Here is a 12,426-nt window from a genome sequence, read left to right as displayed (position 1 = left end):
TTAGTCCTCCCGTTTTATAAAGGATTCAACACATGCATCCACAATGGTCATATCCTCTTCTACCGTACCACCACTAACCCCTACTGCTCCTACCACTTCTCCTTTTAATTCCAGTGGGTATCCGCCTCCGAATACCACATATTTAGAGTCTGAATGAAGACCGTAAAGAGATGCCCCAGGCTTAACCAAATCTGCAAGTTCAGAGGTAGGCATCTTTAGGGCAGCAGATGTATAGGCTTTTTTAAGAGCGATATCTGTACTTGCCAAAATGGCGTTGTCCATTTTTTCTTCCAGTATTAAATTCCCCTCTGAATTTACAACTGCAAAAACAAAATCCTTACCAAGTTCAGCAGCTTTTTTTTCCCCTGCATATACTATTTCTTTGGCATCCTCTAAACTAAGCATATTTTTACTTTCCATATCCCTTCCTTTCCAACTTGTTTTTCCAGTTATTAATCTATTTTCAGATTCAGGTTTTTCCATTCTTTCCATGATATCTTTTGATATATAACTTATAGCCTCCTGGCCTTCTGTTACTCTAGCTAGAATAAATAAAAGGTCTGAAGTCCTGTTAATATATTTTAAAATCTCTCTCGGAACATCTCTTCTCTCTTTTAATTGAACAATCTTTCTTTCACTTCTACGTACCACAGTTCTTGCAACATGTAGAGAAGAAGACTGAATATTTTCCCCTGGAATTATAAAGTTTTTAAGGGGAAGAAGATCTTTTGAAAAGTAGTCTATTTCTTTTTCTAGTTTAATTACGTCATCATCAGAAATCTTTTCCTTTAATTTTAAAACTCCATTTCTGTCACTAGACAGATATCCGCCTATTATGATAAATTTTTCCTGAATTTTATACAGAGTTGTTTTTATCTTTTCATCTTTTATTAATGCTCTTGCAACTCCTATAAAAGAACTGGCCTCATCTATACTCCCATAGGTATCTACTTTTATATCTGTTTTAGAGACTCTTGACCCTCCGTAAAGTCCCGTATCACCAGAATCTCCCTTTTTAGTGTAAACACTTACCAAATTGGTGTAGACTTCTCCCACTCCTATCACCACCTAATTTTTCTCTATTACGTCAATAATAGCTACAATTGCAGAATCCACAGGAATGTTCTTATTGTCAAAAGCATATGTAGAAACACTTCCTTTTGTTACCAATATCTGGTCTCCGATTCCGGCCCCGACACTGTCTATGCTCACAAATTCATTTCCGGAGATATTCCCGTCCATATCTATAGGGGCAACTATCAGAATTTTCTTCCCGTTCAACCCTTCGTTTTTAGTTGTGGCCACTACCTTTCCTACTACTTTAGCTAAAAACATTCCTATCAACTCCCTGTTATTCCTCTATTTCGAAGCTCACCTTATTTTCTCTGGCTTTTTCTTCTGCAAGAGCTGTGACTATAGTGTCCTTTGACAATAAAATTTTGCAGTTTTTCACGTTAAACAAGTCTTTCAAAGTTATAATTTTTTTCTCTCTGAGACAGGTATTTTTATTTTTTTCTTCTCTTAATATATAATTAGACAGTTTAGTACTTTTTACAAATGTAATACCGTAACTCTTGAGCTTTTTTATATTAAGATTGATCTGATCTGCATAAACTGTGCCTCCTTCTGCAGTGCAGGAATCATTTACTGCTACAATCTTTTTTCCAGAGGTTATCCCTTTAGAAATAAGATAAGTGACAGCATTATCCCTTATTCCCACAGCAACTTTAGCACATGTATTTTTAGTAAGCAAAGGGAGTAAAATCATATCAATATCTTTAATAAAAGAAGAAACTTCCATTAAAGAAGGATCCTTTGTCTCATATTGAGAAAATCTGTCTTCTCCGATTATTTCTTTTCCCGACTCAGAAAACATAATCTGCAATTCATAATTGGACGAGATTTCCTTTAGCTGCAAAAGGACTTGTTCTAGACCTGCGGTTCCTCCATTAACTATTACAAGACATCTCTTTTTTTTCAATTCCATTACTGGATTTTGAGTTTTTAATTTTTCAATGACTTCTTTGACTATATGATCTATCAATAGGTCAAATTCCATATCTCACCCCTTACAGGGCTTAAAGAGAAAGGAGCCCAAGAACTCCTTTCCATTTTTTTAATCCCTTATTATTTTTACAAAATCACCATTTGATGCGCCTGAAGCATTTGCTTCATCCATATCCAAGTGAATCTCTTTCACTACATTAGATCCCACTCTTATCAAAACATTATGAAATAACGCTTTTCTTTCTCCAGAAGTTTCCACAGATACCATATCTCCATCTTTATAGCCTTTAATATCGGCAATAAATTTGGGCATGTGTATATGTCTCCCTGCCACTATCACGCCTTTATCTGTTTTCAGAGTACCTTTAGGCCCTACTATTGTTAGACCAGGTGTTCCTTCTAACTTACCTGACTCTTTCACAGGAGCTTTTATTCCAAGTTTAAAAGCATCAGACATGGATATCTCAACCTGAGTTTCTTTTCTTACTGGACCTAAAATTCTGATCTTATCCATCTTTCCTTTTGGTCCAATAATAGTTACCGTTTCATTTGCTGCATAATGCCCTGGCTGTCGCAACTCTTTCATTTTGGTTAGCTTGTAATCTGGCCCAAAAATTTTTTCAAGATCATTTTGGGAAATATGCAGGTGTCTATTTGATACTCCAACGACTACTTCATCAGAAATAATATCAGAAAGAACCTCCTTTAATACAAGCTCCAATGTCTTTTTACACGGCTTCATTTAAATCACCATTACTTTTCTAACTTTTCTAGTAATTTTTCTGTATCTGTATGAGGTCTAGGGATTACATGAGCAGCCTGAACGCTTCCTAGTCTTTCTGCTGCTGCGGCTCCAGCGTCTACTGCTGCTTTTACTGCTCCTACATCTCCTCTTACCATTACAGTTATGAGACCAGAACCTATTTTTTCATATCCTACTAATTCAACATTTGCAGATTTTGTCATAGCATCTGCCGCCTCTATCGCTCCTACAAGTCCTTTAGTTTCAATTAATCCTAACGCATTTCCCATTGATTTTCCTCCTCAATTTTCTTTATTTTTTTGCTGTTCTAGTTGTTCTTCGTCTTCTAGTTGTTCCCGTTGATTTTCCTTCATCAGGTTTACTTTCTTGTTTTTCTGCTGTGGCTGTTTCTTTAACTGCAACTTTTTCTGGTAAAGTTTTCAGTTGAACTATTTTTTCCTCTTTTTTTTCTGGTAAAGCCTTAGGTTGAGCTATTTTTTCTTCTTTTTTTTCTGCTTCAACCAAAGGCTTTTCTTCAGTTACTCTTTTTTCATCTTTATCATTTTTATTTTCAGATTGTTCATCTTTTTTTTCTCTTGATTGGGCAGGTTTGTCTGGGGTTATTTTCCTAAGCTCTTCAGAAGGCCTAGCTATTACTGTATAGCTAACTACCTTTGAAACCCTTTCAGCAGAGGCTACTGCCGCATCTACTCCGGCTTTTACAGCTGCTACATCTCCTTTTAAAACTATAGTAACCCAACCGCTACCTTTCGTAAGCTCACATCTTACAAGTTCTACATAAGCTGATTTAACTGCCGCATCACAGGCCTCTATAGCCCCTAACATTCCTACTACCTCAATAAATCCTAATGAGTTACCCATATTCAGTTATTTCCCTCCTTTGGGGATAACGAAAGGTTCCCCTTTTATTAATCTAGCTCCGTTCATCCCTAGCATTCTAAAGGTTTCTTTCATACTCGACAAAGGAAAAGTAAACAATGGTTTATATTTTTCCAACTTATCATGATGAAGGGTCACCCCATCGATGCCTATTCCAATACCAACACCAAGCTTTGATGACTGAGAAGCTATATTTCCCAATACTTTTGAATCTTTTTCTTCAGACTCTGTCACAATCCACGGCAGTCCCTCTTCTTCTATTCCAAAAAGTATCTCTTCCAGATCACCATTTATCTTCAGAGAATTGGAATAATATATATTTATTGCTATATTTTCCATTATTATCCCTCCCTATATGAAAGAGATAGTCCTGTTGCCACAGCATTCCTAGGTCCTTCCACTCCTCTTATATTTCCTCGTCCTGCCACTATTCCATAATGAGCAAGGCTGTCAGTAATCATCTGAGGAATTTCAAAATCAAGTGCTGAACCTCCTACCAAAACCACATAATCAATATCTCTTATATTGCTCGTAGGAGATATTCTCACCAAGGCCCTTATTCCGTTTTCTACGAAAACTTTTTTCTTTGCTTCTCTTCTTATGTTTTTGATCTTTTCTATATTCCCATCTATTTCCAGAGGTTGCATCTCTCCGTCTTTCAATATTACTATTCTTGCAAATATACCTGGATCTAGTTGTGTATCAAAAAACTGTACACTTCCGTCTTCATGCCTTATATGAAATAAGCTTTCCACCTTTGCCAGAGGATATTTTTTTATATCTTCAGCTAGGTCAAAATCCCCTAGACCCAACTCTCTGTCTATAAGCATTGTTACCATATTCCCAGCTCCTGCCAAATGACACGAAGATATCTCCCCGGATTTTGTTATAATAGATGCGTCTGTTGAGCCAGCACCCATATCCAATATTGCAAGAGGTTTTGTGGTTCCAGGAGTAGTAAGAGAACCGATTATAGCCATCTCTGCTTCTACTCCCCCTACTTCTACAGCTATATCTAATTTTTCTTCAAGATTACTAGCAACCATTTTCATTTGAAGCTTGTCAGCTTTTACCATGGCCGCTACTCCGATTGCATTTTCCATGGCAAATTCCCCTGCCATTCCCCCTACTACTTTTTGAGGAACAAAGGTATCTACAGCTAACAAATCCTGGATTTTAATATTTTTTACATTTTGATCTGTCAACTGAGCCATTACCACTCTTACTTTTTCTAACATTCCACCTGCATTGGTACCCGTTTCTCCGTAGATATCGTTGACAGGATGGCATGCTTTTATAGCACTCATTATCTCTTTTGAACCCCTGTCCACTCGTACAGATCTTTTTTTAGATTCACCTGTTATATTTAATTCCCCAGCAGGGATAATTTTAGATTTTACATCTCCCTTAGGGGTTTTTATTACAACAGCCGACCTGTTCCCGATAAGAGCCCTAGATAGCGGCATTATCATTTTAGTTTCTTCTGGGGTTAGATCAAATAAAGTGGCAATCCCGTAGGGATTAGAGAGCATAGAGATTACTTTACCTTTTTCAGAGACCTCTATAGCCGTCTTCATATTTACAGGTACTTTCTCAATATGGAGAACTTCATCTATAATGGGTATTTTCCTATCTAGCCTGTTATTTATAAGGACTGCATCGTCTTTTTGGACAATTGCCCCTGTTATATTAACTCCCATTTTTACAAGATTATTTATTGTTCTTGCTGCCACTTGGAAATCAACATCCTTATTAATAAGGGCTATTACCTCTACTCCAACGTGGTCTTTCTTTATATCTTCGATTGGAAGTGAAATTCCAACACCTATTCCTATTCCTCCTGGAGTAGAAGGGTTATGACCTATCATAGTAGATTCCGTTATTATGGTTTCTGTGATTGTTTCCATGGCCACATCACCAATAACAGGAGCTGCCTCATTTATTCTTATAAGAGATACTTCTTCCAATGTCTTTCCGCAGTTTTCAAGTGCTTTTTGAAGTGATTTGAAGACTCCCTTAATATTTTCTTTGGTACCCTTAATCCCGGTAGTTTTTACTATTCCACTACTTAGTACTTGGACCTTTTCTCCATCTACCTGAGCAAGGGTACTTTCTGTAGTAGCATTTCCTATATCTATTCCTACGATTAATTTCACTTTTACCTCCAGGTGCTAAAAACTTATCTTTTTAGTCTGTCTCGTTTTTCATAAAGAACTGTAGCTTCTCTCACAAGTGCGGCATTTATTTTTGCATTGTATTTTGTCTCCAATTCACTTGCTATTCCTAGAAGTTCGTCTTTAGTTGATCTATAAGGTCTTAACTTGTCATATATCTCTAGAATTCTGTCATCAGGAACTGCGATAAGCTCTGCGGCCCTTCTAAGATTTTGTGCAAAAGCCTTTCTTCCGTCTGACTCTGCTACCTGTGCCTGCATTTCAAGAGTTTCTGGAGATATTCTTATATCTTCAGGTTTTATACTTCCGTTCATTACATTTTCCACAGTAAAGTCTTTAAGACTTTTTCCAGTAGAAGATTTTAAAACATCAGCTTTATTTTTACTCAAAGGATAATCTTTTACAGATATAGTTCCTGTGTTTACACCACAGCTCTCACTCTCTCCTGACATTGAAAGGATTGCTTCTCTTATCATTTTTTCCAACATTTGCTGTTCCAATTATTTCACCATCCTTATCTGTTTTATTATTTAAATTTTACTTTTAATTCTACAGGAGCCGAATTTTTAACTACATGTTCAGTCTCTTTTATATGAAGAAGTGCAGCTATTGCTTGATATTTAGGTCTTGCCATCTGGTCATTCATCTGAGGCACCGGATTAGGTGATTCACCCTTTGCATATTTAGCTGCATTTTTACCTATCATTCTGAAATGCTCTCTTTGTAAAAGAGGTGCCTGAGGAAATAGTTCTAGGTTTGATAGTGGAAATAAGTCTTTTTGGTGAATTACTGTAGTTCCCTTTGACTGAATTCCTATACCTATCCCTGATCCACTTAGTTTTGCTCCGTCATTTGCCAAAAACGATACATCTGAAGTTCTTAGAACTCTTATCAGTCTAGGCTTTAAACCTTCTTCCTCTATTCCTGCCATCATCTCTTTCAACACATCTGAGTGAGGTATCTTAGTAATTGTTTCTGTCTGGTACTTGGCAAAAGCAGGAGCTACAGCTATTACCACTTCGTCCTTGCTCATCCCTTTTGTGGCTTCTCCTACTTCTGTAATCTCAAGTTTTCCTTGAGAAACCGGGTTCGATGTTGTTTCAATAGGTGTTGCACCGCTTGCATATCTTTTTACCACTTCTTCTATAATTCCACGAATCGCCTGCTCATTTAACTGCATGTTTACCTCCTTATTTAATTGTTGTTGGATCTATCGCATTTGGAATATTTGAAATTTTTTCCCATCTTTCATCAGATATCTGATAACCTGTTCCTGGACCACTGTAATTATTTCTGTCGTTTACCGCACTTATTACATTGAAGTCACCATCTAATATTGCCGATGTATGTAGAAGGTCTCCAGACACTCTCAATTTAAGTACCTGTAAAAGATCAGAAGCCACATCATCAAATCCTTTTGTTTTCAAGGCTTTAACTAAGTCTATACCTGTTATTCCTCTTGTCATAAGTTCTTGAGCTGCTTTCAGATCTGTTACAACATCTCTTGCCGGCATATCTTTACTTCCGTGAGCATAAGTAGCTGCCTCTACCTCTTCATCAGTAACCTCAGGGAATCCAAGAGCATCAAAAATACCCTGAATTGCTCTTGCTGCTTTATTTCTAGCCTTTATTACTTCATCTTTGTCCACAGGGTGCAGACCTGCGTCTATCTTTAAGTCTCTCTGGATTATATTCCAGTCATCATAATCTTCTGCATCCCAGTTTGAACCTGCAAACATATTGTCATAGTTTGGTGTAGAACTATATCCAGAACATATAAAGTCAGTTCCTGGTATCATCTGCATCAAACTTCTAGACACTCTTCTTAAATCAGAGTGTGTAAATGTCTGGTCATTACTTGATGCACACTCAAGGTCTAGCATCATAGCTACTAGGTTTTCAGCAAGAATCTCTCTGACACCTCCAGGTACCCCTCCAGGTACTCCTACACAACTTACAGAACCATTTTGTATTCCTTGTACCCCGGCTCCTTTTGTAACAAAAAGACAACGAGTTTCAAGATATAGCATCGAGCATCCTTCTGCATAACCCATCAATACCTCAGATCCACTTCCTGATGTATATCTCATCTTAAGCCCTCTAGAGGCATAAGCTGATGCTAGGAATGTCTTAGACCAAGGAGTGTCATCTCCATCTATAAATACTTGTTCTGTTCCATATACCGATACTGTTTCTGCATAGTTAGTCAGTGCTCTCATCCCTAGAAGTAGTTCTGTAGCTTCTTCTACGGCACACTGAGTCAATACTCCTGGTCTTCCAACCTGAGCTCCCACAAGTAATGCCAAAGCATTAAAAGGAGCATATCTAACTATCCCTACTGTTGTTTCCTGTTCAGAGAATCCTCTTAGAGCTGCTTCTGCTGCGTCTGCTGCTATCTGTACCGGATTGTCCTTCAAGTTTGTTACATGACACTGATTTGACGGAGTTCTTCTGGCTCTCATTTTATTTACAGCCATCATCATCTCAAGAACAGTCATGTGTGTCATTACCTGAGCAGCCTTTGCAGGAGTCAAGGATAGAGTTACTTTTTTTACTTCATCTCTAGAAATATTGATATCTACCAGCATTTTGGCTATTTCTCTAGAATCCATGGCCATTACTTTTTCCGCATTTTCTATATTTATCCCATAATTAGCAATGAAACTGTCTAAAAGATCAAAGTCAGCTTCTTTTTTTCCATCAAGCTCTACTATCTTTCCATTTACAACTTTTACACTTGGTTTAGGATCCAATGGAGAATCCATTGCAATCAGCCCTTTTTCTGGCCATTCCTTTATATATCCATCTTTATTTACAGGTCTATCTCCCAATACTTCAAAACGTTTTGATTTCATTATGACCTCCTATTTTTTATTTTAAATTCTCTTTAAATATATGGTGTAGTTACTGAAGGTGCAGATCCTCCCATTGTCTCTAGAAGCTTAACTCCAACCTCTTTTGCTGTTAAAACAGCTTGTCTAACTGCTCCAGAATCTCCGCAAATTGCTAAAATAGACTCATTTGAAAGACTAGTTCCATTAGAAGGAGATGAATAAGCAAGTACTTCTACATTGGCTGCCTTTAAGGCTGTATCTGCTATAACTACCCCTATAGCCGCCGGAGCTCCTACTATTAATCCAAAAGATTTTCCTAGAGGTGCATTAAATGCTTTATTACAAGCATAAGAAGCTCTAGCTGTATACTGAAGTTCTATATGCCCTGCATCATTTGCATATACGTCTCCAAATTTTTCATTAACCGCATTAAGAGCAACTTCTACCGCTCTTTTGGCATCAGACACATCTTCAGCACCAAATAAAATCAAAGAACCATGTCCTGCTCCTCCCTTTGTATCTCTAGGAAGTTCTATAGATATAACCTCTGTGTTGGTGGCTTTTACAGCTTCATCTGCAGCCATAATATGTGGTCCTGCCCCAGTTCTTGCCCCCATAATTCCAATCGAACGATATTTTTTGTCTATTCCCATGGCTTCGTGCAATGCAGGGTCTACATTGGCGATCACAAGGCCTATTGTGTCACCTAAAGTTGTAGTTCCTACAAATTCTGTCAGACGACACTCTGTATTTACAACAGGTTCATCTTTTTTCTGTTCGCCTCCCAATTTTTCCATTACTTCAGCCATCATTTTTTCTACCAGATTTTCTTGCATTCATTTACCTCCTCGTTATTTTAATTTATATTTAGAAGTGTCTTTTACATTATAAAAGTTCAAAATGTCATTTGAATGTCGTTTTAAGACTATTTCAATACAACAGATTCTTTTTTAAAACATTAATAAATCTTTTGGAATATTTCCTCCATATCCCCCTGAGAAACTTTTTTAATATTTCCATCGGTGCAGATATCTTCCATGGCAGTTTTAGCCATTTCAGGAATCAATTTTTTATAGGCCTCCCAGCCGATCTCCATTTCTTTCAAACAACTTGGAATTCCAAGGCATTTATTTAAAACCTCTACAGCTACAGCGAGACTTTCTGCTCCCTGTTCTTTTGTCTCACTTGGCAAACCCAGCCTTTTAGAAATCTGCCAATATCTTTTTGCTGTCTCTTTATCACTTGAATTAAATTTTATTACGTATGGAAGAATGACTCCGTTGGATCTTCCGTGAGATTTATGAAACCTACCTCCGATTACATGAGCTATACTGTGATTTATTCCCAATCCTGATCTATCAAAGGCTATCCCGGCCATACATGAAGCTTTTCCCATTTCAACTCTTGCATCTTCATCCTCAATGTTGTTATATACCTTCAAAATATTTTTAAAAATCCCAACAATCGCAGTCAATGCAAATGTTTGGGTATAAAAATTTGCACTTTTGCATGTGTAAGATTCTATGGCATGTGTGAGAGCATCTATCCCTCCGTCTGCCACAACAACTCTTGGCAGAGTTTTAGTAAATACAGGGTCAAGTATTGCCTTTTCCGGTATCATATCTTCATCTTTGATTGGTATTTTCACCTTTTTCTTTTTGTCTGTTATAACTGCATAAGATGTCACTTCAGAACCAGTCCCACTTGTTGTTGGAATAGCTATTATAGGTATCTCTTTTCCGCTTTTTTTCATAAAATAATATATTGATTTGGCAGAATCTATGGCTGAACCGCCTCCCAAGGCTATCATTTTATCCGGAGCGAACTTCATTACCTTTTCCAACCCTTTTTTTACAGATTCCAGAGTCGGATCGACTTCTACCTCATCAAAAATATCATAATTCACTTTCAGCTCTTCCAATGTCTTTTCTACAATTTCAACCAATCCTAGCTTAACCATCACAGGGTCAGTTATAATAATTACCTTTTTCAGATTATCCATTTCTAAAACTTCTCTAACCCCTATACCGGAGTATATCTCAGTTTTGACATGAAATATTCCCATATCAATCCCCCTTAAAATCAAAATAAAAACTTTTATTCATTAGTTATACAAATACAATACTAGATAAAAATGTCGTGATAATGTCATTTTTTGTTACTTTTTATTCAAACTGTTCTATATTATTGGTTTTCATTAAGAATTCATACTTACAAATGTTTTGGAATTTTAAAAGAAGCAAATAAAATAATCTCTTTATCTCCAATAAAAAAGCTGTAGACCAATACTTTTGGCTACAGCTTTTTTATGACATCTTAAATTATTTACCTTGAATTTTATCAAATCATCTCTTGTCATTGTTAATTTTTCATTTTTAGAAATCTTCCAAATGATTATTTTAGAATATTTTGAAGAAAAAAACTATAATAAACCTCATAAAATCCAGTATCAAATAATCCTGCATCTGCATATTTTATAACTAATTTAGAATCCGTTAATTGATATAAATACCTTGCTCGTATCAACAATGGTTTTAATCAAATCTTTTATGCCACCATATTTCTCTCTTTCTTTAAAAACCTGATGACATATTAGCATAACCAAGCTGCGTGCCTTGTTTTTCTTTAATGGGTCATCAATGCAATTTAAGTCAGTCAGTTCAAAATCTCCAGTTACTCTGCAAATAGCAGCTGAAGCCATTATCCCCATGGATTCGAATAAAAAATCTTTTTCAATATTTTCAAGATATCCCGGGACTTTTCGATAGATCTCCTTAGCATCCTTTTCCCAACACAGCCTAAAATTTTTATAGTAATTATCGACTGTTTCCTCAATAGTTTCCAAGATATACTTGGCATAATCAGATCTTTCACTAGTACTGCAGTCTTCCCTCATCATTAAAGCACTGTAAGCAAATATAAAATTAGCCAGAAAATACCCCATATCTGCTGAAAAAGGCCCCATAAAAGTATACTCCATGTCTATAATCTTTATGTTATCTTCTGAAACAAGAACATTTGATGTGTGCAGATCACCATGTACCAGACATTGTCCTTTTTTCATAAATATGTCACGGCTTTTTAATGTCTCGAGCTGAACAATTTCTTGTTGCCATATCCACTCAACGATAGTCTCATGAATATCATCACGCCGGGTACCTACATTCACATAATCTTTAATAAAGGCAGCATTTTCTATAATATTTCTCATTTCAATGTTAACAAAGGCTGCCTGAAGTCCTTTGTGATCCTCTGATGATAAAAAGTATTCTGAAGTATAAAAATTTGACTTTGACATATACTCTGAAATTTGTTTTGCCAAATCATCGAAACGTTTCATCTTGGACATCTCAAATCTTAAAGGTCTATAATCTTTACAGTCTTCCATAATAAAGGCGTTATTTTCATAATCTATATGAAAAATCTCTGGAACGTAATTATGACAAATATTGCTACGGATTCTCATTGTTTCATATTCTAGCTTATTTCGTGATACATCTAGTGATGCCTCATCAAATACTCTTATATAAGGTCGAGCCTGCTTTAATATAACAGATTTCCCTGCGTCATCTATAATACGAAAGAGAAAGTTTACAAATCCATCAGTCTCTTCATCATCTTGATCAGCAATATTTACAATTGTTAACTCTGAGTGTTGATCAAATAATTTCGTCCGTTTTTTTACATATAACTCAATATTTTCATTATCCAAAATCAATCCCAATTCCACTCCTCCTTTTACTCGAGTAATTACTGAGACAGCTATTTG

General features: G+C 36.4%; 14 protein-coding genes. All 14 read right to left on the bottom strand.

Annotated elements, in window-relative coordinates; genetic code table 11:
• The 14 genes from ILYOP_RS12060 to ILYOP_RS11995 all read right to left on the bottom strand — a co-directional run bounded on the left by ILYOP_RS12060 (position 1) and on the right by ILYOP_RS11995 (position 12,387).
• Positions 1–1,056, bottom strand: a complete 1,056-nt coding sequence (locus ILYOP_RS12060) for a cob(I)yrinic acid a,c-diamide adenosyltransferase (protein WP_013388776.1) — start codon at positions 1,054–1,056, stop codon at positions 1–3.
• Positions 1,057–1,068: 12 nt separating this feature from the next.
• A complete protein-coding gene (locus ILYOP_RS12055; protein WP_013388775.1) occupies positions 1,069–1,335 on the bottom strand; it encodes a EutN/CcmL family microcompartment protein in 267 nt (88 codons plus the stop codon).
• A 16-nt stretch (positions 1,336–1,351) separates the two neighbouring features.
• Positions 1,352–2,059 (bottom strand): flavoprotein, encoded by a 708-nt coding sequence (locus ILYOP_RS12050; protein ID WP_013388774.1) that lies wholly within the window; start codon positions 2,057–2,059, stop codon positions 1,352–1,354.
• Positions 2,060–2,116: 57 nt separating this feature from the next.
• Complete coding sequence (pduL, locus tag ILYOP_RS12045; RefSeq protein ID WP_013388773.1) at positions 2,117–2,749, bottom strand: phosphate propanoyltransferase; 633 nt, start codon at positions 2,747–2,749, stop codon at positions 2,117–2,119.
• Positions 2,750–2,760: 11 nt separating this feature from the next.
• Entirely contained in the window at positions 2,761–3,039 is a 279-nt protein-coding gene (locus ILYOP_RS12040) for a BMC domain-containing protein (protein ID WP_013388772.1), read from the bottom strand.
• Between the two features lie 22 nt (positions 3,040–3,061).
• Complete coding sequence (locus ILYOP_RS12035) at positions 3,062–3,631, bottom strand: BMC domain-containing protein (RefSeq protein ID WP_013388771.1); 570 nt, start codon at positions 3,629–3,631, stop codon at positions 3,062–3,064.
• Positions 3,632–3,637: 6 nt separating this feature from the next.
• The gene (locus ILYOP_RS12030; protein WP_013388770.1) at positions 3,638–3,988 is read right to left on the bottom strand and encodes a glycerol dehydratase reactivase beta/small subunit family protein; all 351 of its coding nucleotides are present in this window, start codon (positions 3,986–3,988) and stop codon (positions 3,638–3,640) included.
• A gap of 2 nt (positions 3,989–3,990) precedes the next feature.
• Positions 3,991–5,805 carry a diol dehydratase reactivase subunit alpha gene (locus ILYOP_RS12025; RefSeq protein WP_013388769.1) on the bottom strand — a complete coding sequence of 605 codons (1,815 nt, stop codon included), beginning with the start codon at positions 5,803–5,805 and terminating at the stop codon, positions 3,991–3,993.
• A 23-nt stretch (positions 5,806–5,828) separates the two neighbouring features.
• Positions 5,829–6,311 (bottom strand): diol dehydratase small subunit, encoded by a 483-nt coding sequence (locus ILYOP_RS12020; protein WP_013388768.1) that lies wholly within the window; start codon positions 6,309–6,311, stop codon positions 5,829–5,831.
• A 38-nt stretch (positions 6,312–6,349) separates the two neighbouring features.
• The gene (locus ILYOP_RS12015; protein ID WP_013388767.1) at positions 6,350–7,003 is read right to left on the bottom strand and encodes a propanediol/glycerol family dehydratase medium subunit; all 654 of its coding nucleotides are present in this window, start codon (positions 7,001–7,003) and stop codon (positions 6,350–6,352) included.
• A gap of 10 nt (positions 7,004–7,013) precedes the next feature.
• Entirely contained in the window at positions 7,014–8,678 is a 1,665-nt protein-coding gene (locus ILYOP_RS12010) for a propanediol/glycerol family dehydratase large subunit (protein WP_013388766.1), read from the bottom strand.
• Positions 8,679–8,710: 32 nt separating this feature from the next.
• The gene (pduB, locus tag ILYOP_RS12005; protein ID WP_013388765.1) at positions 8,711–9,493 is read right to left on the bottom strand and encodes a propanediol utilization microcompartment protein PduB; all 783 of its coding nucleotides are present in this window, start codon (positions 9,491–9,493) and stop codon (positions 8,711–8,713) included.
• A gap of 122 nt (positions 9,494–9,615) precedes the next feature.
• A complete protein-coding gene (locus tag ILYOP_RS12000; protein WP_013388764.1) occupies positions 9,616–10,722 on the bottom strand; it encodes an iron-containing alcohol dehydrogenase in 1,107 nt (368 codons plus the stop codon).
• Positions 10,723–11,142: 420 nt separating this feature from the next.
• Positions 11,143–12,387 (bottom strand): phosphotransferase, encoded by a 1,245-nt coding sequence (locus tag ILYOP_RS11995; RefSeq protein WP_425364872.1) that lies wholly within the window; start codon positions 12,385–12,387, stop codon positions 11,143–11,145.
• Between the last annotated feature and the right edge of the window lie 39 nt (positions 12,388–12,426).

The sequence above is a fragment of the Ilyobacter polytropus DSM 2926 genome (assembly GCF_000165505.1).
In the GTDB taxonomy this organism is placed as follows: Bacteria; Fusobacteriota; Fusobacteriia; order Fusobacteriales; family Fusobacteriaceae; genus Ilyobacter; species Ilyobacter polytropus.
This window is presented reverse-complemented; position numbering and strand designations above follow the sequence as displayed.